This window comes from Pseudomonas sp. JV449 (assembly GCF_032424295.1).
Lineage (GTDB): Bacteria > Pseudomonadota > Gammaproteobacteria > Pseudomonadales > Pseudomonadaceae > Aquipseudomonas > Aquipseudomonas marginalis.
Map to the genome: position 1 here is coordinate 259,816 of NZ_VYKD01000015.1, position 24,623 is coordinate 284,438.

The following is a 24,623-nucleotide window of genomic DNA, read 5'->3' on the forward strand; positions in this document are numbered from 1 at the left end:
AGCGCCGAGCTGTTGAGCCGCTCCGCTTCCCCAAACTCCCGTAACGGTTGCCCGGTGGCCTCGATGCGGTCGCGTCTTGACAATGAGGATGATGAGCATCATCCTCATTGTCAGCGACCAGATGGTCTGCGCCCCCGACACCTCCGGCGCCCAGCGCCTTAGAACGAAGGAATCTTTCGAATGAATGCTCCACTGACCCAGTTCATGATTACCGAGGCAGCGCCGGGATACTGGCGAGTGACCTTCAACAATCCGCCGATCAATCTGTGCGATCCGGAGACCCTCCTAGAGCTGCAGGAGATCGTCGGCCTCATCGAGTCCGATGACACGTTGCGGGTGGTCGTGTTCGATAGTGCTGACCCGGACTTCTTCGTTAATCACTACGACGTCTCCCGGGTTGCCGATTTTCCCCTGACGCCGGGGCCGACCGGTCTGCCAACATTCGTCGATGCCACGACACGGTTAACCATCTCCCCGGTCGTGACCATTGCGTCGATTCGAGGTCGCACGCGCGGCGGGGGTTCTGAGATTGCTCTGGCATGTGATATGCGTTTTGCCAGCCAGGAGCGCGCGATCTTCGCTCAGATCGAGGTCGGGGCAGGCGTCTTTCCGGGTGGTGGCGGAACCGAGCGCCTGCCACTCCTCGTCGGACGGGCCAGGGCGCTCGAAATCGTTCTCGGCAGCGACGATTTCGACGCAGCAACGGCAGCGAACTACGGGTGGGTGAATCGTGCACTCCCCGATGACGAGCTTGACGCCTTCGTCGACAACCTCGCTAGGCGCATCGCGTCCTTCGACAAACCTGCGCTCGCCGAGGCGAAGCAGCTGATCAATCGTAGAACCCTGCCGTCCGCGGAGGACCTGATGCAGACACAGGACGCTTTCCTTAATGCGTTCTCTTGGCCGACTGTCCATGAGCGGGGAGCACGAATCGCGCAAAAGCGCGACGAAGTGGGTCTTGATTTCGAGGCACGCATGGGTTATCACCTCGGCAATCTCAGTACCGAAACCCGATAACAGCAACTGCAGCGCCAAAGAGTGGGGTCGAAGCCTTGGCGTATATTCGCTTGAACTGGATCGTTACCAAAATCGTTAGGATATAACTAGTGTTGCATCGGGAGGAGTGTCCCATTCATGGGTAGTTCGAAAGCAGACAAGGCGGCAAGCCACGATCGAATTGTCGACATCGCTGCGGCTCGAATGCGCCGCAGTGGCATTAACGGTTTCGGAGTAGCGGAGCTGATGCGGGAAGCCGGCCTGACGCACGGCGGCTTCTACCGTCATTTCGAATCTCGAGATGAACTGGTCGGTGCCGCGGTGGAACGCGCTTTGGCTCAGGGAAGTGCACGGACTGTGGCTACGTCCGGCCAAGGCGGCAGACGGGCGCTCGAAGCGATCGTCGACGATTACCTCAGTCCAGCCCACCGCGCGCATCCTGAAGCCGGATGCGCAGTGGCCGGGTTGGCTGAGGGCATTTCGCGCGCGGATGACCGAACTCGCTCGGCCTATGGACGTCAGGTCGAGCAGTACATCGAGCTTCTGGCCGCGTTGACGCCGGGTACGGACGCCGCTGGTGATCGACTTCGCGCCTGCTTGGTACTCAGTGCACTGGTTGGTGCCCTTGCCATGGCGCGAGCAATCGGCGACGGGGGCCTGTCCGACGAAATCCTCTCAGGCACCGCGACGGCACTCAAGGAGCTCTAGGCAGGATCGACATCCAGCGTAACCAGTTCATGACGGTAGCGAGGTAGGCTGGATCATCCCCAGTTAGACTCCATGCACTCCGGTCCGCCAAAGCCTGACCTGTGCCGCAGGTTTAGAGCATGGTGTTGCTGTTGTCAGCTATCCCGGGGATCGGCTGCCGGTTCAGTCGATGGGGCAAAAAAGTCAGAGTTTGATCCTGCCTTGATTCGCTCGGCATGTTTGTCTCCTAGAGAATTCCGGTGGCCTGGGTCAGTAACCAGATACCGACCACCAGCAATCGGGCACCCACCGCTACGGTCAGGCCAAACTGTCCCCAAGTCTTACGTCCTGCGTGGATCTCCGAATAGGTGGTATAGGCGCGGTAGCAGACCCCGATAAACATGGAGGCAATTACCAGCAGTGCCACCAGCATTACGATGTCGTAGCCGTAGTTCTGCAGCGTCGTGAGAATGCTATCCCCGGTACCGCGCGACGGGTCTTCCAGTGATGGCAGCCCGCCTAGCGCCCAGGTGGGTGACAGCAACACCGCAGCCACACCTGCCATGTACACAATGGGGAGACCTTGATCGAAGTGCTTCATACAACCTCTCTCAAGACAGCAGGAAATAGGTCAGCACCACATACATCACGGCAAATCGCACCGCGACGCCCAGCAGCTGCCGCTGGCTCAGCTTGTGCTCAGCCCAACCGACATAGGCTGTGCGTAATGCCCATACGCCCCAAACCAGCAGTACGGCGAACACCATGCCTAGCAGCAACGTGGCACTCGCGTCGTGTGTGAAACCGCCATGGGCCAGGAAGGCTGACGCCTGATCGGCGCTGAGGCTCATGGGGGCCACCTCCGTGTCTTGACGATAGTCTCCCTGCAACGGCAAGGGATCGCGCGGTTGTGCACGTTGGGGGCTCAGGTGGTCCTGGACGCCTTGGCGTATACGTTGCACGTCGTTGCGGAGGCGTTTGTAGTCGAAGTGGTAGCGGGAGGTTTCGTCACGGGGTAGGCGGACGCTGTCTTCGGCTAGGCCTTCAATTAAGTTTAGATGGCGAAGCAACAGTGATAGACGAGCAGACTCTGTGGCTGTGCCGGAAGCAGGCCAAAGCACTGACGTCAGCGTTAAGCCGATGGCCAGTAAATGTTGATGCCATTGGTGAACACCTCGATATCCCAACATTTACTAAAATCCCTGAAAAACAGGAGTAAATGTTGCATCTTTGGCTGGGCGCGATGTTCCTTTGAATGGGAAATGGCGTCTGTCCCTTATCGGTGTACCGAAGTGTTCTATGGCTGCAAAGTACATTGCTGTGGCAGAGTGCCTAAATGCTAATGCGGAGCTGCAATTTCGTTGTCTTGATGCAGGCGATCCTGAACTACGTCGCCCAACTCTGAAATCAGAGCCAGATGTGAAAATCAGCATCGAATAGCGTTCTTACTGACTGGGCATTGAGCACAGGCGGGCTTGAGCTATGCTTTGAACTCAATCTCACGAGTCAAGGATGTCGTGATGGTCATTCGTAACGCTTCGAATCACGCGATAATCGCTGCGGATATTGGTTGGACCGCAGAGGATGTTGGAAGGTATATCGTTCACATTGAGCCAATGGCCGATGGATCTGGCTACTTTTTGCTGCCGCACCAAGACATGCCTGGTGTCCCTCGATTCAAGCCAGTAAAGCTTGGCAATGATTGGGTAATAAAAACAGGCGCGATTCAACTTGAGTGTCTTTGATAGACCTTTACAGATATTTTTTGAAGCTACTCGCGGTTACGCTGATGGTAGCTCCAAGAATTGTCGCCGCTGGTATTACCATCAATATCGGATTGACACTGATGGGCAGCGACAAATACACCACCCACGGCAACACTGCCAACGGCAGAATCATCGCCCGTGCCCGGTGGTACAGAAACCCCGACTCCCGCGCCGCAGTGAAGCGGCGCAAATCCCGCCGCACCAGCCCATCCACCAGTCCGCTTAACGCCGCCAGCACGAACAACGGCAAGGTCAATATCAACACCAGCAATCGCAATAGAAACGTCGCTAAGGTGTAGAACGTCGCCAGCACATACCCCTCCATGTACACCACGGCTTGAGCCAAAGTGGCATTGAACCCCGTTGCTGTGTTGGCCTCTTTGGCCTGATCGTTCACCTGCTTCAACCAGTCAGGCAGCCCACTTTCCAGCAACAGGTTCTGGTGTAGCAAGGCCACCATCCTGTACGCGCTGCGCCCCGGCTCCTGCACCACCACGCTACGGGTGAAGTAGGATGAAAGCTGTTGCAGTTCGAAATTCATCATCCCTTGTGCATGCCGCCAGCCTTGCTCCGTCCAGAACAGATGCATTCCGATCAGTTCGATCGCCAGACACAGCAGCAGAGACCCCAACAACACTCCAATAAACCGCAATGGTAGGGAGACCAGGGAGAGCAGCAATCCTTGCTGCCGAGCCTGCTGTTGCTGGGCAACGCTGGCCGGATCACGCATGACGGCGGCTTTCGTTGTGCCAGATTGTTTGATTCTCACCATATTGGCGGCGCATGTGTTCAGCCAGGTCGAGCAGATTGTTGGGCATATCGGCATCTGGCTCATGTACAGGCAACGGCATCCGCAGTTTCCACAGGATGCCGCCTTCGAGCAGGGCAAAGGCCTGGCCTTTGGGCAATGCGACGATATGCGCGGGTTCCAGCAGCGGTACGCTGGTGGTGATGCGATCCATGCTGCTGGAGGTAAATGCTGTTCGTCCGTGTGGATCGGAGCTGTCAGTGGCGCTGCTCATGGGGGAGATGCCGGCGATTTCGACCTTTGGCAGTTGTTTGGTCAGCAGCTCTGCGGTGGCCGTTTCACGTACGCGCAACATGATCAGGTTGTTGAAGTTGCCCACCACTTGGCCAGCCTTGGCGCGGTTGCCGAGACGTGCTTCGATATCGCTGAGGGTCTGGGTGTAGGCGGTGACCTGCATACCGGCGCCGCCTCCCTTGTTGACCATGGGAATGAACTCGTCGCCCATCAGTTCGCTGAATTCGTCAGCATGGACATTGATTGCGGCCGTGGCGTTGGTTGTCGCGCCAGGCAGGCCATCATCCAGGCCGAATTTATAAAGGTGGCCGGCGACCGAGACCAGGTCGGCAAACATCGAGTTGCCCACGGCAGCAGCAACCTCCGCATCCGACAACGCGTCCAGGCCGACGTAGACCACTGCTCGTTGGCGTACCACCTGCATCCAATCGAAGACTGGCCGTGCGTCGTTGAGGTCGGTGTAGTCCGGGGCCAGTAATTGGGCAATGCTGCCGCTGGTCAATTTTTCCAACAGCGGCAGCAGGGAGGCGACGATCTTATCGAAGAACGTGCGCTCGTAACGCACGGCACTACGCAGGCCTTCGAGTACTGGATCAAACAGCGGTACCAGGCTTAGGTATTGCTCGATTACCACCACCCGACGGTCGCGGCCGAGCATATGGCGGGGCGTGTTGCGTTCGTTGATGCCTTCTTCGATCTGTACGATTGCTTCCCAACGAAGAGGGCTCGCGCTTTGCCCCGGCGATGATTTCGTCGGGCGTGTATGCCGGGGTGTTTGACCTGGAATATGGGCTGTCCCGCAAGGACAAGGCCGGGGGCAGCATCGGCCAGGCGTTGCAGCACATTGGCTATGCCGGCCCGCATGCGGTGGGCGGCCAGGCCGTGCATGCCGCGTTTGAGCTGCATATCGAGCAGGGCCCGATCCTCGAAGCGCAGGGCATTACCATCGGCGTGGTCACCGGCGCCCAGGGCCAGCGCTGGTATGAGGTGGAGTTGAGCGGGCGCAGCGCCCACGCCGGTACCACACCGATGGACCACCGCCTGGATGCGTTGCTCGGTTTTGCCCGCGTGGCCGAGGCGGTGAATGGCTTGGGTCTGGAGCAGGGCGCCGAAGGGCGGGCCACGGTGGGTATGACGAATATCTTTCCCAACTCGCGCAACGTGGTGCCGGGGCGGGTGTTTTTCAGCGTGGAATTCCGTCACCCGGACGAAGCAGTGCTGGCGCGTCAAGACCAGCAATTGCGCGACGCTGTGGCGCGTATTGCTGCGGGCATCGGTTTGCAGCACAACGTGAAGCAGATCTTCCTGTACGCGCCGATTGCCTTCGACAGTGATTGCGTGGCCGTGGTGCAGGCGTCTGCGGAGGCACTGGGATACAGCCATCGCCCGATGATTTCCGGTGCCGGGCATGACGCCTGCTACCTGAACCAGGTGGCGCCGACGGCGATGATTTTCGTGCCGTGCGTGGACGGGCTGAGCCACAACGAGGCAGAGGAGATTTCGCCGGAGTGGTCGACGGCGGGCGCAGATGTGTTGCTCCAGGCACTATTGCCCAAGAGCAATGCTGAGCCAATGATCTGAATGAGTCTTGGGAAACATTGAAGCGATTCGGTAGGGTGACAATTAGCGCTGTCCGATCGGGATTGCCAGCTCTCATAAGCTGGAGGTTTGCTCACTGGTGAATTTCTGTAACTGACATGGTGAAAACCAGCTTGGATCTACCCGCATTGGCGTAGGAGTGTGGAACATCTGTTTTTGCGACCGCTGAGCAACCTGCGTGGATGACTAATTCAGTGTCCCCGACAACACATTTAAGCGTCCCTTTCTCGACATGAAATAATTCAATTGTGCCCTGAGGATGCCCTTGTGACGAAAAGGACTCCCCTGGAAACATTTCCCAGCGCCACAGCTCAATCATGTTAGGCCCTGTGGTCCCTGCAAGAAGACGGGCTGTCCCGCCCAGATCACCAGTCCAGAGAGTGGGGATCTCCTGGCTGTCGATCATATGGGCAGCAGGGGCGTCTGTCACATTGACGATGTCTGCAACAGAAAGCCCCAACGCGGCGGCGATTTTGCACAGGATGCCTATGCTCGGGTTAGCCGTGCATTTCTCAATTTCGACGACCATTCCTTTACTTACGCCTGAGCGGCGAGATAGCTCATCCAAGGTGATTTTCTGATTCTTTCGTGCCTGTTTGAGCGTGCGCGCAACTGCCAGGCCCACAGTCTGAGCATCGGCGCCGGGCGTGGTCGATATAACGTTGTTTAGGGTCATTGTTCAGGGTCATGAGAGAGAGTTGGAGGGATTCTCGACGCTTGCTGCTGGTGTCGTCAATCTGCTCAGTGGCGGGATCTTATTGGTATAGTCGATATATTGACTTATTTGGTCGCTAATGGATAGCATGAAACCACATGTAGATCATTGGAGGTTTTTGATGCTGTCCGTACTGCCGTTAATTGACCAATCTGTTGCAGATTTGGCACCGGGCTTCCGGGCGCTGAGTATCGTTGTGAAGGCTGCGCCCCTGACCAACCCTGGTGTCGCTCAAGAGGCCTTGGACCGCGCTTGCCAGGCAGTGTTGGCAAGCGGGCCCGCTTGGGGAGAGGCGCATCTGGCAGCCTGGGCTGAGACCTTCCGAAAGTTTGGGGCCAAGCCACAACGCACGCCTTGCTCGGCTGAAGCATTGCGCAAGCGTGTTCTACGAGACGGCAGCTTACCGAGCCTGGACCCCATCGTTGACCTCTACAATGCCATCAGTATCGAGTACGCGATCCCTGTAGGCGGGGAAAATATAGACGCCTATGTGGGCACTCCGCGGCTCGTCGTCGCAGACGGTACCGAGCCTTTTGACACCGTGAAAGAAGGCGCTCCCGCTCACGAGTATCCAGACGCCGGCGAAGTGGTATGGCGGGATGATAAAGGCGTGACATGCCGTCGTTGGAATTGGCGGCAAGGTGTCAGAACACGCCTGGGTTCTGGTGCAAAACAGATGTGGTTCATTCTGGAAAGTTTGCCGGCGATGCCTCTTGAAGCGCTGACAGAGGCAGGCGACAAGCTTATCGAAGGCCTGCAACTGATGATGCCAGGCGTTCAAATTGAAAGCTCACTGATTGGTCCTGGATCTAATTAGTCAAAAGACGAAACCCTGGAGTCATGAATGATATTTACCGGCCTTAGCGCATTTCCCTTGACGCCTATGAATGAACAGGGCGTGGATGAGAAGGGCGTAAGCAAATTGCCGCTGTGATCGACGAGCTGGAGCTGAGCTGAACCTGGCTTCTTACTTAGAAAGAGGGCGCTTGCCAATCATGCTCCATGTGGCAAGCGCGCAGGTTTCTAGCGTTTCAAAAACGTTGTGAAGTGGTCCTTGTGATCCTGCAGGATCTCGCCTGGCAAGATCGTTGCGACACTCCCCCGATGTTGCAGGCCATGGGATAGCACATGCGCCAGTATTTGCTCCTTAGTCATGTTGCCAGGCTTTCCGTCCTTGAAAGTAAACGTCACGTGATCAGCCAGTTCCGCTGGCGTGACGGCTTTGGTGTATTCGACAAACCATTGATTCGCCTTGGAGAATTGCTCTTCAAGCTGACTCAAGTTCTGCGGTTGGTCGGTCACGACGGAGTCAAATTCGTCCGGCTTTCCTTTCAGTCTGGCGATGAACAACTGATCAACAATGTTGATGTGGTTGAGCCAATACATCGCTTTCGCCATTTCGTCTGGATAGGATTTTGCCGCTGAGGCTTTCAAGTATTTGAATAGTTCCTCCTCAGACCATGCCTTGTACTGGTAAAGCGAATGCAGAAGGTTTTTGGCGCTCATGGTGTTCTCCCTGATTTCTAGCTGACAGGTGTCCCGCGCTACCTGGCGAGGTAGCGCCAGAGACTTCGTTGCGGTTGGCTGAAAAAAGCTGGTGGATAAATGCAATGGTCACTATATTGACTTTTATAGTCAATAGATGGAAGCTGGATGACAAGCGATTTAAATCGTGGTGTTGGATTTCAGCAGGGCACCGCCAGAGAGGCGGCTAGCTCAGAGATTGCGAGAGGGTGTCTCAAGTTATGAAATACGTCAGTACGCGGACACCCGGCAAAACATTCGACTTTGGTGGTGTGCTCATGGGGGCGTATGCCCCGGATGGAGGGTTATTCGTTCCTCTCAAGGTTCCTCACTTCAAAAGGGAAGATCTCTCCAAGCTGGAATGGCTGCCTTTCCATGAACTGGCACGTCACGTGATTGAGCCGTTTGTAGGCCGTTGGATACCTCAAGATCAGCTGCCTCAGATTCTCGAGGAAACGTTCGACTGCTTCAAAAGCAGAGCGGTTGCACCGCTTTACCAAACGGCGAGCAACGAGTGGATATTGGAATTGTTTCATGGGCCAGCTGGCGTCTATCAGGACTTTGGTCTCCAATTGATGGCTCGCCTGGTTGGGCACGACTTGTTGAGATCTGGCAAGAAAGCGCTTGTTGTAGGTTGCACCGGTGGAGACACAGGCGCTGCGGCTATAAAAGCCTTCTCCGGTATGCAAGGTGTGACCGTTATTGTGCTGCATCCCTCGAGAGGAATAACGGAAGAGCATAGACGCCGCTTATTGAGCGCGGGTGAAGAAAACATAGTTAATGTTGCTGTCGAAGGGGATTATTCCGATTGTCATCGCCTCTGCGAACAGTTCTTCAAACACAATACCGAAACGCAGCAACTGATATCCTTCAATTCCGTGAATTGGGTGCGAGTGCTTGCACATCTTCCCTTCTATTTTTACTCAGCACTTCAATTAGGCGCGCCTGACAGGGCAGTAGCCTTCAGTGTGCCCACCGGCAATTTCGGAGCGTTATACGCGGGTTATATTGCCAGGGAAATGGGGTTGCCGATTCGGCAATTGATCGTTGCCACCAATGTCAATGCGGGATTGCATAATTTTCTGCAAACTAATCTCTATAGCCGAAGTGAGATTCGTATTACTAATACGCCTAGTATGAACGTCTCATTGGCCTCGAATTTTGAACGCATGCAGTGGAGTATTCTTAACCGCCGCGGAGAAAAAGTAGCCAGGAATATGGAGTTGTTAGAGGGGGAGGGTTCGATTCAGTTAGAGCAAGATGAATGGTTGGAGGCACGTAAGCTTTTCGACTCGCTGGCCGTGGAGGACGCAGATGCTTTCCGGACCATTCATGAGGTGTTTGCGCAAAGTGGTTATCTGATCAGCCCCAATACTGCAATTGGTTTGCGAGCGGCGCGTGCCAGTAGGCGTAGCTTGCTTATCCCGATGATCTGTCTGGCGACGACACATCCCTCCAAGAGTGCCGCAGCGGCTGATGAAACAGATGCGCTGGGGGTCATCAAAGGGATCGGCGCTCTTCCTGGGCCTGATTATCGATGTGTTTCAATCCCTAACGATGTTGGCGCTCTTAAGCAGCTCATCGGGACGTTGTCCACAGACACGGAGTCTCGCTCGTTATAAGTTTGGAGTTAGAGATGAAACGTGTGTTAGATAAGGTTGACGAGAAAATATTGGAAGAGCTGACGCGTAACGCGCGGCTGGCTCACAATGACATTGCGATGAAAGTTAACTTGTCGAGGAATGCGGTCAGGCTGCGAATCGAAAGATTGGAGCGTGATGGGTACGTCAGAGGGTATACGATTATTAAAGGAATGCCCTCGGCGGATGCTGGGCCGATCAACGCTTTAATCTTCGTTTATCGTAAAGATAGAATGCGTGATGCTGACGTTGTTCGTTCTGTCATAGCGATGCCTGAGGTTATTTCATGCAATGTGATGAGCGGCGACCTTGATATTGTATTGACGGTCGAGGCGATGAGTTCAGACCGTATCCATAGAGTTTGGAGTGAAATCTCAGCGCTGCCAGGCGTCCTAAATACTGTGACGTCCTTCGTTTTATCCTGCACCAAGTAGTATGGATAAAGCAAAGTGCGCTGCCGAACGAGCATTTTGCTCGCAATTACGTTCTGTTTGCCATATTCGTGAAAATGCGTTGGCGACTTACTATTTCAGCACCCAAACATAACAATGAGATCTTTGTCGTGACTGAATATAAAATTGCTTTGCTTGGCTTCGGTGGCGTCAACCGCGCGCTGACTCAGCTTATCGCTGATAAGAATTCGCGCTGGGCAGATGAGCTGGGGTTTACTCTGAAGATTATCGGCGTCAGTGATCTCTTTCTTGGCTCGGTTATCAACAAAGACGGTCTGGATGCTCATGAGCTGGCCGCGGTGCCTGCAGCCAAAGGCAGTCTCAAAGCCCTGCGAGGCGGCAGTGATGAACCTGCCAATGAGTCCGTCATTCGGTTTGCGGGTGCCGATATCGTTGCTGAGGCTACATTTACCAATCCCGTGGACGGCGAGCCAGCCACTACGTTCTGCCGTTGGGCCCTGGAGAAGGGCATCAGCGTCGTGACTACCAACAAAGGTCCAGTGGCGCTGCATGCGCAAAGTTTGAAGGCGCTTGCCCAAAGCACCGGTGCTCAGTTTGAGTTCGAAGGTTCTGTCATGAGCGGAACGCCAGTTATCCGGTTGGCTAAGGAATCTCTCGCAGGCTCGGAAATCAGCGGTTTCAAAGGAATTCTCAACGGCACGTCGAACTTTGTCCTCTCCAGTATGGAGACGGGGCTGGACTTCTCCAGTGCTGTTGCGAAGGCCCAGGCGCTAGGTTATGCCGAAGCAGATCCAACAGCCGATGTGGAAGGGCATGATGTTCGTCTAAAGGTCGTCATTTTGGCGAATGAGTTACTCGGCGCAAAGCTCAAGCCTAGCGATGTCCTGTGCAAGGGTATTTCCGAGATTACCGCCCAGGACATTACCGAAGCGACAAAAGCCAATGCTCGATGGAAGCTTATCGGCAGCGCAGAAAAGCTGAGTGATGGCTCCATTTATGCCTCCGTGAGCCCGCAGTTATTGCCCGCCACTGACGCACTTGCCGGTGTGAGCGGGGCTACCAACGCCATCACTTTCAATACCGCCATTCTTGGCCCTGTCACTGTGGTGGGCGCGGGTGCGGGTCGTTTTGAAACGGCTTTCGCTCTACTCGCCGATATTGTGAGCATTCACAAGCACAAAACCCAGTCAGGTAAGTAATCATGAATAGCTTGAGTATTTCACTGGCTGCTGATTATAAAGCGATCACTGTGCATAGCCCGTTTGACGGTAGCAAAGTGGGTGAGGTGGTCGACATGCCTGCTTCATCCGCCACCACAATAGTCGACACCGCTATTTTGGGTGCGTTGATTGCCAAGGACCTGCCACGACACGAACGTGCACGTATATTGGAACAGGCGGCGTTCTCGGTTGAGCGTGATAAGGACGCCTTTGCCCGACTGATTGTGGCGGAGTCGGGCAAAACACTGAAGCAGGCAAAGAAAGAGGTATTGCGCTGCGTCAATACGTTGAAGTTGTCGGCGGAAGAAGCCAAGCGCAATGCGGGCGAAGTGATCCCTTTCGATGCTTATGTGGGATCCGAATCTCGCCAGGGATGGTTCACTCGCGAGCCCCTGGGTGTAATCGTCGCGATTACTCCTTACAACGATCCCCTCAATCTGGTCGCCCATAAGTTGGGCCCTGCCATTGCGGGCGGGAACGCGGTTGTTCTCAAGCCGTCCGAGCTCACACCACTCTCGGCGATCAAGCTGGTGGATTGCCTGATCGAGGCTGGCCTGCCGCCTGTTGTTGTAACAGTCGCCACAGGAGGGGCTGCATTGGGCAAGGCCCTGGTCGCACACCGTGCGGTGCGTATGGTGTCTTTCACAGGTGGTTTCGTTACCGGGGAGCAAATCGCGCGCACGGCTGGGCTTAAAAAGCTGGCGATGGACCTTGGGGGAAATGCCCCGGTTATCGTGATGGCTGATTGCGATCTGAATGAAACAGTCGACGCTTGTGTGTCGGGGGCTTTTTGGGCGGCCGGGCAGAATTGCATTGGTACTCAGCGGATTTTAATCGAGGCGCCACTCTACGAAGCGTTCAAGGCGCGCTTCGTTGAGAAAACCAGTCAGTTGATCGTGGGTAATCCTGCAGATGATCAGACGGATGTCGGTCCTATGATTACTGAGGCGTCAGCCAAGCATGCTGAAGAAGTAGTGAATGACGCGATTGCCAGAGGCGCGGCGCTGCTGTTCGGCAATGTACGTAACGGTTCGCTTTATTCGCCCACTGTTCTGGAAAGCGTCGACCGCCACTGCAAACTGTGGTGCGAGGAAGTGTTCAGTCCTGTCGTGATACTTCAGAGCATTGGTTCCCTGGACGAGGCCCTGACGCTTGCCAACGAACCTGAATACAGCCTGCACGCGGGGATCTTCACCAGTAATTTGAATGTTGCGATGAAGGCAGCCAAGCGACTTGAAGCGGGCGGCGTCATGATCAACGACTCCTCGGACTATCGATTCGACGCAATGCCTTTCGGTGGTTTCAAGTACGGGAGCATGGGCCGCGAAGGTGTGCGTTTCGCCTATGAAGATATGACGCAACCCAAAGTGGTGTGCATTAACGGCGTGAGTGAGAACTAAACAAGTCGCTCCTGCAGGACTTGACGCTTCAGTGCGATCCTTGGCGAGACTCTTCTGCCTTGAAGAGTCGCGTTCAGAATAAAAATAAAAAGGTAACAGAGATGAGTATCAGCGATTTTAATCCTGCGCCCGAGCAGGCATCCCGTGTCGCTCGAAGAACAGACTTCAGCGCTGAGGAATCGGGTTACCAACAAGTGCTCAAGCCGCGCCAGGTCCAGATGATAGCCATTGGTGGTGCGATTGGCAGCGGGCTTTTTATGGGCGCCGGAGCGCGTCTCGCAGAGGCGGGGCCTTCTCTAGTATTTGTCTTTGCACTATGTGGTTTCTTTGCCTGGTTCATCATTCGAGCTATGGGCGAGCTTGTGATGTACAGGCCTTCATCCGGTTCTTTCGTTTCTTACGCTCGAGAATTTTATGGGGAGAAATGGGCGTTTACAGTGGGTTGGATGTACTGGACCGATTGGGTGATGGTAGCGATTGCTGACCTTACTGCCATCGCGCTCTATCTGAACTTCTTCAAGGCCTATCTACCCGTTATGGGCGATATTCCGCAGTGGTTGCTTGCACTTGCCGCGTTAGCCCTCGTCACCGCAATTAATTTGGTGTCGGTAAAGATTTTCGGGGAACTCGAGTTCTGGTTTGCCCTGATCAAAGTGGCTGCCTTGACTACCTTTCTAGGTATAGGCGTGTATATGGTCCTGTTTGGCACGCCACTTCGGGGACATGAAGTTGGATTCCAACTCATCGCCGACAATGGCGGATGGTTTCCAGCAGGGCTTTTGCCCGCAGTCATCATGATCCAAGGGGTGATATTCGCCTACGGAAGTGTGGAGTTAGTCGGTACTGCCGCGGGTGAAGCCCAGGATGTTGCTAAAGTCATGCCGAAGGCCATTCGTGCAGTGGTGTTCCGCATCATTGTTTTCTATGTAGGCTCCATACTGCTGTTGGCAATGCTACTCCCCCACACAGCCTATTCAGCAGGTGTCAGTCCATTTGTAACCTTTTTTGGCTCACTGGGAATCAAGGGCGCGGACGCCATTATGAATATGGTCCTCATCACGGCGGCTGTTTCATCTTTGAATGCGGGCATCTATTCAACCGGTCGAGTACTAAGGTCCCTCGCCATCAGTGGTTCAGCGCCTGGTTTTCTGGCGAAGATGAATCGTCAGGGGGTTCCATTCGCCGGCATCATGCTGACAACCGTCGCATCCCTGATCGGGGTCTTTCTCAATGCAATTGTTCCCGGGGAAGCATTCGAAATTGCATTGACCCTCACCGCTGTGATGCTGATTGGTTCATGGTCAACGATCATTTTGTGCCAAATCAAGCTTTTCAAGTATGCCCAGCTTGGGGAGTTGGAACGACCGCAGTTTCGTATGCCTTTCGCTCCGTACAGTGGTTACGCCACGCTTATTTTCTTTGGTTTGGTGCTGGTACTGATTGCGATGGATTATCCCGTAGGGACGTATTCAATTGCTTCGCTGCCCATCTACGCCGCAGTGCTTGTAGTCGGTTGGTACATGGTACGTGGCCGTGTGCGTGGGATTGAATCAGGGGCACTGGTATTCGATGAGAACCAGGATTTGGTCCCTGTTGATCAGGCTCTCCGCCACTCAGGTACTCCACTTCAAAATTGAACAAGCACAACGACAATGCCCTTTGGAGGAATAGACCCATGCGTCCTGACAAGAAAAATCTGACCACGCTATCTGCAGCCACACTGGCTGTTCATGGGGGTAACGTAATCGACGCGACGACCGGCGCGGTGCGTACGCCATTAGTCATGGCCAACTCCTATCTACTGCCGGAGGATCCTTCGACAATGGATTGGTCCAGCCCAGATGGCCTTGTGTATACCCGTAACCAAGGGCACAACCAAGTGTGCCTGGAGAAAAAGCTCGCAGCACTTGAGGGGACTGAGTCTAGTGTTGTGTTTGCAACCGGCGTAGCTGCGTTGCATGCAGTGTTTTTTACATTTTTGAAAAGTGGTGACCATGTCCTTGTGAGTGATGTCACCTATGAAGCCGTATGGCGGTTGTTCGCCGAGCTTCTGCCTGAGCGCTATGGTATTGAAGCAACGTTTGTAGATATGGGCGATCTGGACGCTGTCCGGCAGGCATTCAGGCCCAATACAAAGCTGCTTCACACTGAAACGATCGCGAATCCTACGACCAAGGTCGCGGACATTGCTGCCTTGGCCGAGATTGCGCACGCTCAGGGCGCGTTGATCTCTGTAGATGCGACGTTTACACCGCCACCTTTTTTCCGTGCCAGTGAGCATGGTGTAGACCTGGTTGTTCATTCGTTGACCAAATACATTAACGGTCATGGTGACTCGATGGGCGGTGTGGTCTTGGGTTCTACCAAGATGATGAATCACATCAAGCACGATGCACTGGTTGACCTTGGGGCAACCATCTCGCCGTTCAATGCCTGGTTAATCATGCGGGGCTCAGTCACCCTGCCTTTGCGTTTGAAACAGCACCTGAGCAATGCGGAAAAACTGGCTGTGTATCTCGATTCAGATGACCGTATTGCCTATGTTTATTACCCCGGGCTTGCCTCTCATCCGCAGCATGAATTAGCTCAGCGGCAATTTGCCGGTCGTGGTTTTGGGGCAATGATGGCCTTCGCAGTGAAAGGTGATCCAGACACCCAAAATCGCTTTGTTTCTAACTTGCGCATTATTACGTCTGCCGTTTCACTGGGCCATGATGAGACGCTCATTGTTCATGTAGGCGCTGAGGGTCGTGGCGGCTTTGACAAGTATCCCAAGGAATTTCAGGAGTACGGCCACTTGCGTTTATCGGTGGGGCTTGAGGACGCAGATGATCTGATTAAAGATATTTGCCTGGCCTTGGATGAAACGTTCAAATGACCTGGCAAATTTGATTATTGGTTTTTGTCTTACAGTATCACGCACAGGGTTTGGTCAACCCGTCTTTACCCCCGTACATACGGGGGTCTTTTTAATTTTAGATAAATTTTCGCATGTGTTGCCGAATCTTGCCTGAAACGAGAAAGGTGATTTTTAGTTAACGGGGCTTAGGGGGATTAATTGTGGCTTGGATAAGCTTGATTGTTGCTGGGCTGCTCGAAGTGGTTTGGGCGTTTTCAATGAAACAATCTGAGGGCTTTACACGCGTAGTACCCACCATTGTGACTTTGGTTATGGTGGTAGCCAGCTTCGCGCTGCTCTCCTTCTCGATGAAAAGTCTTCCGCTAGGCACCGCTTATACGATCTGGACGGGTATCGGGGCGGTTGGCGCTTTTTTAGTTGGCATCGCTTTTCTCGGAGAGCCAGCCAGTATTCTGCGAGTAGCTGCCGCGATTTTAATTATTTCCGGTCTGGTCATGATGAAAGTGGCTTCGACATAAATTTTCGAGCATTTTGCTCATGAAATTGATCAGTTTGCCATATTCTCTGAAGTGGCATTGCCAATGTAGTGTTGGTAATAAGGCGATCGCCTCATAATAATAACTTACGGAGCTATGTGTTCAGCTATAGAATTTTTACTGCCCTTGAATCCAATTACAATACCTAGGGATGTACATATGAACTCGCTAAGAAAAATGTGTTTTATCGCGCTCTTTCCACTGTGTTTGAATGTGGCGTGGGCCAAAGATTACACAATCCTGCGCTTTGGCGTGGATGCTAACTACGCGCCCTTCGAGTCGAAAGCGGCTGATGGCAGCCTCAAGGGCTTTGACATTGATTTGGGTAATTCGATTTGCGCCAAACTTCAAGTTAAATGCATCTGGGTCGAGAGCGATTTTGACGGTCTGATCCCAGGCCTCAGAGCCGGTAAGTTCGATGGTATTCTCTCATCCATGACAGTGACGCCAACGCGCGCAAAAGCCATCGACTTTTCAAATGAATTGTTTTCTGGGTTCACGGCCTACGTGTTCAAAAAAGGTTCGGGCCTCAACGCAGACGTAGCGTCACTCAAGGGTAAAACGGTCGGCTACTTCCAGGGCAGCATCCAGGAAGCCTATGCAAAAGCTGTTCTGGATAAAGCAGGCGTTAAAATTCAGTCCTATCAGAACCAGGACCAAGTGTATTACGACCTCGTAGCGGGGCGGCTGGATGCATCCCTGCAGGACGCATTACAGGCCCAGTTAGGTTTTCTCAACTCGCCGCAGGGTGCCGATTACGAAATCAGCCCGTCCGTCGAGAGCCCTTATCTTCCCTCCAAAACCGCCATCGGCGTTGCCAAGGGCAACGTGGAACTCAAGGCATTGCTCGATAAAGCGATCCAGGCCCTGCACGAAGATGGCACCTACGATTCGATCCAGAAGCAGCACTTCGGCGATCTGAATCTTTACAGCGGCAAATAACCACCCGGCGCTCACCCCCTGGATGGGCGCTTTTCGCTATAGGTTGCTGATCATGTTCGACACACTATTAGGCGTGCTGGGGCTCTCTGCATTCAGCCTGAAGGGGTTTGGCCCTTTACTGCTCGAAGGCGCCTGGATGACCGTCAAGCTGTCCCTTTCTTCCCTGGCGCTGAGTGTGCTGCTGGGGCTGATCGGGGCCAGCGCCAAACTGTCCAGCCTCAAGCTACTACGTCTGCCAGCGCAGCTCTACACCACACTGATCCGGGGGGTGCCGGATCTGGTACTGATGTTATTGATTTTCTACAGCCTGCAAACCTGGCTGACCCTGATTACAGTGGCTCTGGGGTGGGAATACATAGAGATCAACCCCTTTGTCGCGGGGGTTATCACCCTTGGCTTCATCTACGGTGCTTATTTCACCGAGACCTTCCGCGGCGCGATGCTGGCAGTCCCTCGCGGCCAGGTCGAAGCGGCCACGGCTTATGGGTTAAGCCGTACTCAGCGTTTTCGCTTCGTGATGTTCCCGCAAATGATGCGGTTCGCTTTGCCTGGGCTTGGCAACAACTGGATGGTCATTCTCAAGGCCACTGCACTGGTCTCGATCATTGGCTTGGCTGACCTGGTAAAAGCCGCCCAGGATGCGGGGAAAAGCACCTACCAGTTGTTCTTTTTCCTGGTGCTCGCTGCCTTGACGTACCTGGTCATCACCAGCCTCTCCAATGTTGTACTGCGCTACCTGGAAAGGCACTACGCAGCAGGTTCAAGGGAGGCGGTGCGATGATTGAACTTCTACAGGAGTACTGGAGGCCTTTCTTCTACAGCGATGGTCAGCAAATAACCGGGCTGGCCATGACCTTGTGGCTGCTCAGTGCCTCACTGTTCATCGGCTTTATTGTGTCGATTCCGCTGTCCATCGCTCGAGTGTCGCCCAGGTTTTATGTGCGCTGGCCGGTGCAGTTCTACACCTATCTGTTCCGGGGGACGCCGCTCTACATTCAGTTGTTGATCTGCTACACGGGGATCTACAGCCTGGCTGCCATACGAACACAACCTGTGCTTGATGCGTTTTTTCGCGATGCGATGAATTGCACCATTCTTGCTTTTGCCCTGAATACTTGCGCCTACACCACGGAGATATTTGCAGGGGCAATTCGCAACATTGCCCATGGCGAGGTTGAGGCTGCGAAAGCTTATGGCCTCTCAGGTTGGAAGCTCTATGCGTTTGTGATCATGCCATCAGCCTTGCGTCGCTCGCTGCCGTATTACAGCAACGAAGTCATCCTGATGCTGCACTCGACCACGGTGGCATTCACCGCAACGGTGCCGGACATTCTTAAAGTCGCCCGCGACGCGAACTCCGCGACCTTCTTGACCTTTCAATCGTTTGGGATTGCGGCATTGATTTACCTGGCGGTGACCTTTGCCCTGGTCGGCCTGTTTCGAATCGCCGAGCGTCACTGGTTGGCTTTTCTTGGTCCGACTCACTGAGCCCAGTAGCTGACACTGCTGCTCCAATCCGCGTTAGAGGATGACTGCAAACATGTACAAATTGACTGTTGAAGGGCTACACAAAAGTTACGGTAGCCATGAAGTGCTCAAGGGCGTATCCCTGCATGCCAAAACAGGCGACGTGATCAGCCTGATCGGCGCCAGTGGCTCTGGAAAGAGTACGTTCCTGCGCTGCATTAATTTTCTCGAAACACCCAACGACGGTGCCATGAGTCTGGATGGCAAACCGATCTGCATGGTCAAAAACCATTTGGGGCTGCGCGTGGCGGATGACCGTGAATTGCAACGATTGCGCACCCGCCTGGCCATGGTGTTCCAGCACTTCAACCTGTGGGGCCACCTGACCGTGTTGGACAACATCACCATTGCTCCTCGGCGGGTGCTGGGTGTGAGCAAAAAAGATGCGGAAGATCGTGCCCGGCGATACTTGGAAAAGGTGGGACTGCCTGCCCGTGTTGCCGATCAATTCCCAGCGTTTCTGTCCGGGGGGCAACAGCAACGGGTGGCCATTGCTCGCGCACTTGCGATGGAGCCTGAAGTCATGCTGTTCGACGAGCCTACGTCTGCGCTGGACCCTGAAGTGGTGGGCGAAGTGTTGAAAGTCATCCAAGGGCTCGCAGAAGAAGGGCGGACCATGATCATGGTGACCCATGAAATGGGATTTGCCCGCAAGGTTTCGAACCAACTGCTGTTTCTTCATCAGGGGCTTGTCGAAGAGCAAGGCGGGCCGGAGATCCTGGATAACCCGCGCAGTGAGCGTCTGCAACAATTTTTGTCTAATGGGCTGAAGTGAAAAACCTTCTGTATGAAAACTGCAAGTGAAACCCAGATGGCTGTTGCAACGTTGGGGCGTATCGACGAGGCGATCGTTGATGTGCTGCGCCATAACGGGCGTATCACTTATAAAAAACTCGCCTCATTGGTGAACCTGAGTGAGAGCCCTTGCCAGCAACGTGTACGTAAGCTGGAAAGGCTAGGGGTCATCCGTGGCTATGGGGCCTTCATCGACGAGCACAAGCTCTCACCTGGTTTATCTCTGCTGGTGCTGGTTGGATTGGCTGATGGCAAGGGGCTCTGCGGGCAAAAGGCGTTTGAAGCCGTAGCCGTTGCTTGCCCGCAAGTCATTGAGTGCCAGCTCATCAGTGGTGCGCTTGATTACTGTCTACGCATGCGTTGCCGGGATATGGGGCATTTCCGCTCGCTCACTGAACGTTGGTTGGAAAGTGCTGAGCTGTATATCGAGAAACTGGCGGCCTATCCAGAGTTGGCCGTCATCAAGCCTTCATCGACGCACCTTGGTATCGAATAACAATTACAACACTCCAAGCCTATGGATAAACCATGATGATTGCCAATCAGAAGTTCAGTCATAAAGTACTGCTTTCTGCCTCCCTATGATTGGGCAGAGCTCGCAGCACTTAACGTTGAAGAAATTTTATATTCTCGCACTTTGCAGGCGAGCCTCCCTTCTCTGAAACGGGTGAAGTCCATGATCGTTCGACCCATGCTGCCTGGTATCCGTGCCATTGAAGCTGAAATGATTGAGTTGCGCCGCCATCTTCATGCTTATCCGGAGCTCAGCCTTAAGGAGTTCAAAACCTCAGATCTGGTTGCTGCCAAGCTCCAGTCGTGGGGATTTGAGGTGCATCGTGGTTTTGGGGGGACCGGTGTCGTAGGGCGTTTGCAGCATGGTTGTGGACGTAAGATCATTGGTATTCGGGCAGATATGGATGCGTTGCCGATTCTGGAGCAGACTGGATTGCCGTATGCGAGCCAGCATCCAGGTGCCATGCATGCCTGTGGTCATGACGGCCATACTGCAATGCTGCTGGCTGCCGCGAAGCACCTAGCCAACAGCCGGCAGTTCGACGGTACGCTGGTGGTCATCTTTCAGCCTGCCGAAGAAAGCGATGGGGGCGCGCAGAAAATGCTGGATGATGGTCTCCTGGAGCGATTTCCCTGTAATGCGTTGTTCGGCATGCACAACATGCCTGGGTTGCCAGTAGGGAAGTTGGGTTTTCGGGCCGGGCCGTTCATGGCCTCTACTGATACTGTTGAAATTCGAATTGATGGTATGGGTGGGCATGGAGGAATGCCACATAAAGCCATTGACCCCATACTTACTGGAGGGGCAATTGTCATGGCGCTGCAAAGTATTGTGTCGCGCAATACGGATCCTCTGGAGATGGCGGTTATCACTGTGGGTTCCTTTCATTCTGGTGAGGCGCCCAACGTTATTCCGGGGCATGCGGTACTCCAACTATGCGTTCGCGCTTTGAAGCCTAACGTTCGAGCTGACCTTCTCAAGCGGATTGTTCAGGTTGCCCAAGCTCAGGCGCTTAGCTTCGGCGCCAGTGTCAGTGTGGAGGTTGATAGGGGAGAATCATTGCCGCCCCTGATAAATGATCCTCAGCTTACTGCGTTTGCCCGTCAGGTCGCTGTAGATTGGTTGGGAGAAGAAGGGGTGATTCAAGACATGGCACCCATCGCTGCCAGTGAAGATTTTGCAGTGATGCTTGAGCATTGTCCTGGCAGCTATCTCTTTATCGGTAATGGTGATGGGGAGGGGGGGTGCATGGTGCATAACGCAGGCTACGACTTCAACGATGACTGCCTGGGGACTGGGGCTAGTTACTGGGTTCGGTTAGTTGAACAGTTTCTGGTTTGAGTCGGTCGAGACCAGGTGCAGTACCTAACCGATCCAGCACCATTTTTTCTTTACCCTGCTCCATCGTATTCTGCCAGCGTGCTGATGGAGAGGGTCCTATGCAAACTCCTGCAGATGGCTCGCGACCATGTGGATCAGTCTGGACTGATCCCAAAAGTGCGTGCATGGCTATTCCAGAGTATTGCCGTTATTGCCATCGTAGCAATCGGCTTGTTTCTGTTCGACAGTACCCAGACCAACCTCCAGAAGTGTGGGCTTTACCCCGGGCTTCAGCTTCCTTGATTGCAGTGCAGGTTTCGGCATCGCTCAACACCTGATCGACTACACCGAAGCGGACACCTATCCACTCGATAGCTGTCCCATCATGCTGTGTGCTTCCCCATCTGGCCGTTGCGAAGATTTTGCGGCAGGCCAGACGGGGAAGCTTTTTTAACGGTAGTGGCGGGTCATCGATTCCAGAGCGATAGGCGCTGCCCGGCACAGAAGCATTTCCGCAACGAGCGTTTGCTCAAGTTTGAAACGAATAGTCATGCAGTACGACCGCCGAGTACCTCAGCCACCCAGTCGGCGATGTACTGGCCGGCATTGATACTGTTGTCGAAGCTCGAATGCTGCACGCCGCCCTCACGTTCGGTGAAGATTTTCAGTTCGCGTTTGGGGCTGTTGACCAACTGTTCGTAAGTGCGGTGGGCCCACTTCAATGGAATCTGCGAATCCTGTTCTCCGTGGGTGACCAGGAAGGGCACCTTGATGCGGTCCAGGATGCCGTCCAGATGAACGTTCTCGGCGATGGTCATGAACTCGTCCGTGTCCTTGGCACCCCAGACCCAAGACACATGCGACCAATAATGCGGCACCGGGAAGCTGCCTTCCTTTTCCATTCGACGTTTCTGCACATCACGCCAATCATGGTTGGCCCCCCATACGACGCCGCACGCGAAGCGCGGCTCGAAGGCTACCGCGCGCGGGCAGTAGTAGCCTCCAAGCGACACACCTTCCAGGCCGATGCGTTTGGCGTCGACATCGTCGCGGGTTTCCAGCCAATCCACCACGCGGCTGGCCCAATGCTCACTGTCGAAACGCGCAGTCAGATTATGTAGCCGGAGCGCTTCGCCCGTCCCGGGTTGGTCGATGATCAACGATGACACGCCACGTTTGGCCAGCCAGGCGGGCAGGCCGACGCGGTATTTCATTTCTTTGGTGGAATCCAGTCCATTGACCTGCACCAGGATCGGCGCTGGGCCGCTGACGCCTTCGGCACGGACCAGCAGACCGGAAAGGTGTTTGCCTTCGTAAGGGATTTCAACGCGCTCGCAATTTTCCCGTGCCAGTTCGATACTCCGTTGGAAGGTGTGCAGAAAGCGCTGGTACAGCTCCGTGCGGCCCGGTGCACCGTGGGCCTGCAGGCGTTCGCAGCTCAGGTAATAGGTCGCGGCGCGGTTGTATTTTTCACCGGCAGACAACAGTCGACCCTTGCCTTCGTCTTCTTCCGCCAGGCCGCACAGCTTGTCGGCCATGTTCGCCCAGGTTTCACGGAAGGCTTTGCTGCCGGCGGCATCCGGCTGTTTGGCGGCTTCTTGCAGCGGCGCGCACATTTCCTCGATTTCGCCGATGCGGGCGCCCATTTCAATGGCCAGGTCGACGGAAAGATTCCACACGTAGTTGGTCGGGAAGTAGCGAAACATGATTGTTATTGTCCTTGTGCAAGCAAAGGCAGGCGGCCAAATCCGGAGCGGGGTACGCCAGACCTGACGGTTCGAAGCAGGCTAAGGTGAGGCCCATTGTTTGGCCAATCGCGAGTCAGGATGGGAGGTATTGCGAACGGCGATAGGGCGCACATGCGCCATTGGCTTGAGTCTCGGCGCGCGCATGAATCCTGGCTCGCCGCCGAGCAGCGGGAGCGACTACTGCTCCAGCTTGTTGATGATCTGACTGATTTTCGCCCGCAACCAACGGTGCATCGGATCTCCTTCCATGGTTCGGTGCCAGAGCATGAACTCACGCATCACCGGGATTTTCACCGGAGGCTGCAAGATGCGCAGCGGCAGGTAGTTGGCGTAGAGCCTGGCCATGCGCTGGAGCATGGTGGCGACACGTTGGGTGCCGACAATCAACTGCGGCAGGGTGTTGAAGTCATGGGTCACCACTTCCATGCGACGGGTGAATCCATACTGGCTCATCAACCACTCTTCGACGCTCAATTGCCGGTTGCGGCCAAAAATCACCGAGACATGGCCCATCTCGATGTACTGATCGAGGGTGATGCTGTCGCCCACCTGGGTGTTGCCGTCCCACACCACGCAAACGTGCTCTTCTTCGAACAGCAGCTGCGAGGGGTGGCCTTCGATGAGGTAGCGCTCAGGCACGATCATCATATCGGCCTCGCCGCGCATCAGCATCTCAGTGGACGTGTCACCGGGACCCAGCAATTCGAAGGTGATGTGCGGGGCTTCCAGGGAGATCTTCTGGATCACCCGGGCAAACAGGACGCTGATCAGATAGTCGGAAGTGATCAGGCGAAAATGGCGCTTGCTGGTGGCGGGATCGAACACCGGTTTGGCGGTGATCGAGGACTGGATCGTCAGCAGCACCTGGCGTACGGGCGCCGCCAGCTCGCGGGCATAGGGCGTGGGCTGCATCTTGCGCCCGACCTGCGCCAGCAGTTCATCTTCGAAGTAGAGGCGCAGCCTGCCCAGTACGCCGCTGGTGGCGGATTGAGTCATGTGCAGGCGTTCGGCAGCGCGGGTGATGTTCTGCTCTTCCAGTAACACATCCAGCGCCACCAGGAGATTGAGATCCAGGTGGTTGAAGCGCATGGCGGTCTCGATTCTTGTATTTATTTTGTAAATACCTTCCGGCCTTCCTATCGCGGCGTCAAGTCCCGTGAATGGATGAATCGAACGACGCCTGGTTCGATTTTCCATGTCACTTGCGCCGCGCAGCCAGGTATCGCATTTGCCGATAGGTCGCATCCCGACAAGCGATTAGTCAGTGGGTTTTTGCCCCTTCAGTATCGGCCCACAGTCGGTTGGCGTGACGCTTCATCGACTTCAAGACCCGCCTCGGCAGCGCTCCGCCTGGCACGGTTCCCATAAGCGGGGTGCTG

24 protein-coding genes and 4 pseudogenes are annotated in these 24,623 nt (G+C 54.8%); 19 read left to right on the plus strand and 9 right to left on the minus strand.

The window, feature by feature from the left end; all coding sequences use genetic code 11:
* The first annotated feature begins 180 nt into the window (after positions 1–180).
* Both F6S08_RS15010 and F6S08_RS15015 read left to right on the plus strand, forming a co-directional pair.
* Positions 181–1,017, plus strand: a complete 837-nt coding sequence (locus F6S08_RS15010) for an enoyl-CoA hydratase/isomerase family protein (protein WP_065926206.1) — start codon at positions 181–183, stop codon at positions 1,015–1,017.
* A gap of 117 nt (positions 1,018–1,134) precedes the next feature.
* Positions 1,135–1,704 (plus strand): TetR/AcrR family transcriptional regulator, encoded by a 570-nt coding sequence (locus F6S08_RS15015; protein WP_065926205.1) that lies wholly within the window; start codon positions 1,135–1,137, stop codon positions 1,702–1,704.
* 226 nt (positions 1,705–1,930) lie between these two features.
* Here F6S08_RS15015 and F6S08_RS15020 read toward each other — a convergent pair whose 3' ends face one another.
* The 3 genes and pseudogenes from F6S08_RS15020 to F6S08_RS31410 form a co-directional block, all read right to left on the minus strand.
* On the minus strand, positions 1,931–2,248 hold the full coding sequence (locus F6S08_RS15020; RefSeq protein ID WP_315871856.1) for a TIGR03745 family integrating conjugative element membrane protein: 318 nt from the start codon (positions 2,246–2,248) through the stop codon (positions 1,931–1,933).
* 46 nt (positions 2,249–2,294) lie between these two features.
* Positions 2,295–2,534 (minus strand): TIGR03758 family integrating conjugative element protein, encoded by a 240-nt coding sequence (locus F6S08_RS15025; protein ID WP_065926203.1) that lies wholly within the window; start codon positions 2,532–2,534, stop codon positions 2,295–2,297.
* 30 nt (positions 2,535–2,564) lie between these two features.
* Positions 2,565–2,873 (minus strand): annotated as a pseudogene (locus F6S08_RS31410) (RAQPRD family integrative conjugative element protein); the annotation flags it as partial.
* A gap of 330 nt (positions 2,874–3,203) precedes the next feature.
* On the opposite strand from F6S08_RS31410, the gene F6S08_RS15030 reads away from it, so the two are divergent.
* Positions 3,204–3,428, plus strand: coding sequence for a hypothetical protein (locus F6S08_RS15030; protein ID WP_065926026.1), 225 nt, complete (start codon positions 3,204–3,206; stop codon positions 3,426–3,428).
* A 7-nt stretch (positions 3,429–3,435) separates the two neighbouring features.
* Here F6S08_RS15030 and F6S08_RS15035 read toward each other — a convergent pair whose 3' ends face one another.
* Complete coding sequence (locus tag F6S08_RS15035; protein WP_315871812.1) at positions 3,436–4,179, minus strand: TIGR03747 family integrating conjugative element membrane protein; 744 nt, start codon at positions 4,177–4,179, stop codon at positions 3,436–3,438.
* 10 nt (positions 4,180–4,189) lie between these two features.
* Positions 4,190–5,215 (minus strand): annotated as a pseudogene (traD, locus tag F6S08_RS15040) (conjugative transfer system coupling protein TraD); the annotation flags it as partial.
* Here traD and F6S08_RS15045 point away from each other — a divergent pair.
* Positions 5,206–6,072 (plus strand): annotated as a pseudogene (locus tag F6S08_RS15045) (M20 family metallo-hydrolase); the annotation flags it as partial. The pseudogenes traD and F6S08_RS15045 sit on opposite strands and share 10 nt — an antisense overlap.
* A 91-nt stretch (positions 6,073–6,163) precedes the next feature.
* Here F6S08_RS15045 and F6S08_RS15050 read toward each other — a convergent pair.
* Complete coding sequence (locus F6S08_RS15050; RefSeq protein ID WP_065926028.1) at positions 6,164–6,766, minus strand: helix-turn-helix domain-containing protein; 603 nt, start codon at positions 6,764–6,766, stop codon at positions 6,164–6,166.
* A 160-nt stretch (positions 6,767–6,926) separates the two neighbouring features.
* Between F6S08_RS15050 and F6S08_RS15055 the strand changes: the two genes are divergently transcribed.
* The gene (locus tag F6S08_RS15055; RefSeq protein WP_065926029.1) at positions 6,927–7,622 is read left to right on the plus strand and encodes a B3/4 domain-containing protein; all 696 of its coding nucleotides are present in this window, start codon (positions 6,927–6,929) and stop codon (positions 7,620–7,622) included.
* A gap of 206 nt (positions 7,623–7,828) precedes the next feature.
* Here F6S08_RS15055 and F6S08_RS15060 read toward each other — a convergent pair whose 3' ends face one another.
* Positions 7,829–8,311 (minus strand): DinB family protein, encoded by a 483-nt coding sequence (locus F6S08_RS15060; RefSeq protein ID WP_315871813.1) that lies wholly within the window; start codon positions 8,309–8,311, stop codon positions 7,829–7,831.
* 239 nt (positions 8,312–8,550) lie between these two features.
* Here F6S08_RS15060 and thrC point away from each other — a divergent pair, with 239 nt between their 5' ends.
* From thrC to F6S08_RS15130, 14 genes and pseudogenes are all read left to right on the plus strand, one after another.
* Entirely contained in the window at positions 8,551–9,951 is a 1,401-nt protein-coding gene (gene thrC, locus F6S08_RS15065) for a threonine synthase (protein ID WP_315871814.1), read from the plus strand.
* Between the two features lie 14 nt (positions 9,952–9,965).
* On the plus strand, positions 9,966–10,403 hold the full coding sequence (locus F6S08_RS15070; RefSeq protein ID WP_065926032.1) for an Lrp/AsnC family transcriptional regulator: 438 nt from the start codon (positions 9,966–9,968) through the stop codon (positions 10,401–10,403).
* Positions 10,404–10,531: 128 nt separating this feature from the next.
* Positions 10,532–11,581, plus strand: coding sequence for a homoserine dehydrogenase (locus tag F6S08_RS15075; RefSeq protein WP_065926033.1), 1,050 nt, complete (start codon positions 10,532–10,534; stop codon positions 11,579–11,581).
* A 2-nt stretch (positions 11,582–11,583) separates the two neighbouring features.
* Entirely contained in the window at positions 11,584–13,002 is a 1,419-nt protein-coding gene (locus F6S08_RS15080) for an aldehyde dehydrogenase family protein (protein WP_065926034.1), read from the plus strand.
* Between the two features lie 101 nt (positions 13,003–13,103).
* A complete protein-coding gene (locus tag F6S08_RS15085) occupies positions 13,104–14,639 on the plus strand; it encodes an amino acid permease (RefSeq protein WP_315871815.1) in 1,536 nt (511 codons plus the stop codon).
* Positions 14,640–14,677: 38 nt separating this feature from the next.
* Positions 14,678–15,880 carry an aminotransferase class I/II-fold pyridoxal phosphate-dependent enzyme gene (locus F6S08_RS15090; RefSeq protein ID WP_315871816.1) on the plus strand — a complete coding sequence of 401 codons (1,203 nt, stop codon included), beginning with the start codon at positions 14,678–14,680 and terminating at the stop codon, positions 15,878–15,880.
* Between the two features lie 182 nt (positions 15,881–16,062).
* Positions 16,063–16,380, plus strand: a complete 318-nt coding sequence (locus tag F6S08_RS15095) for a multidrug efflux SMR transporter (protein ID WP_315871817.1) — start codon at positions 16,063–16,065, stop codon at positions 16,378–16,380.
* Between the two features lie 195 nt (positions 16,381–16,575).
* Positions 16,576–17,340 (plus strand): transporter substrate-binding domain-containing protein, encoded by a 765-nt coding sequence (locus tag F6S08_RS15100; protein ID WP_315871857.1) that lies wholly within the window; start codon positions 16,576–16,578, stop codon positions 17,338–17,340.
* Positions 17,341–17,392: 52 nt separating this feature from the next.
* A complete protein-coding gene (locus F6S08_RS15105) occupies positions 17,393–18,121 on the plus strand; it encodes an ABC transporter permease (RefSeq protein WP_065926136.1) in 729 nt (242 codons plus the stop codon).
* A complete protein-coding gene (locus F6S08_RS15110; protein WP_065926039.1) occupies positions 18,118–18,828 on the plus strand; it encodes an ABC transporter permease in 711 nt (236 codons plus the stop codon). The genes F6S08_RS15105 and F6S08_RS15110 overlap by 4 nt, the downstream gene beginning before the upstream one ends.
* Before the next feature lie 52 nt (positions 18,829–18,880).
* The gene (locus F6S08_RS15115; RefSeq protein WP_065926040.1) at positions 18,881–19,642 is read left to right on the plus strand and encodes an ABC transporter ATP-binding protein; all 762 of its coding nucleotides are present in this window, start codon (positions 18,881–18,883) and stop codon (positions 19,640–19,642) included.
* Between the two features lie 12 nt (positions 19,643–19,654).
* The gene (locus F6S08_RS15120; protein WP_065926041.1) at positions 19,655–20,158 is read left to right on the plus strand and encodes an Lrp/AsnC family transcriptional regulator; all 504 of its coding nucleotides are present in this window, start codon (positions 19,655–19,657) and stop codon (positions 20,156–20,158) included.
* A gap of 180 nt (positions 20,159–20,338) precedes the next feature.
* The gene (locus F6S08_RS15125) at positions 20,339–21,517 is read left to right on the plus strand and encodes a M20 aminoacylase family protein (RefSeq protein WP_065926042.1); all 1,179 of its coding nucleotides are present in this window, start codon (positions 20,339–20,341) and stop codon (positions 21,515–21,517) included.
* Between the two features lie 98 nt (positions 21,518–21,615).
* Positions 21,616–21,860: pseudogene (locus F6S08_RS15130) on the plus strand (amino acid ABC transporter permease); the annotation flags it as partial.
* 184 nt (positions 21,861–22,044) lie between these two features.
* Here F6S08_RS15130 and F6S08_RS15135 read toward each other — a convergent pair.
* Entirely contained in the window at positions 22,045–23,202 is a 1,158-nt protein-coding gene (locus F6S08_RS15135; protein ID WP_315871818.1) for an alpha/beta hydrolase family protein, read from the minus strand.
* Positions 23,203–23,421: 219 nt separating this feature from the next.
* On the minus strand, positions 23,422–24,333 hold the full coding sequence (locus F6S08_RS15140; protein WP_065926044.1) for a LysR family transcriptional regulator: 912 nt from the start codon (positions 24,331–24,333) through the stop codon (positions 23,422–23,424).
* Positions 24,334–24,623 lie beyond the last annotated feature (290 nt).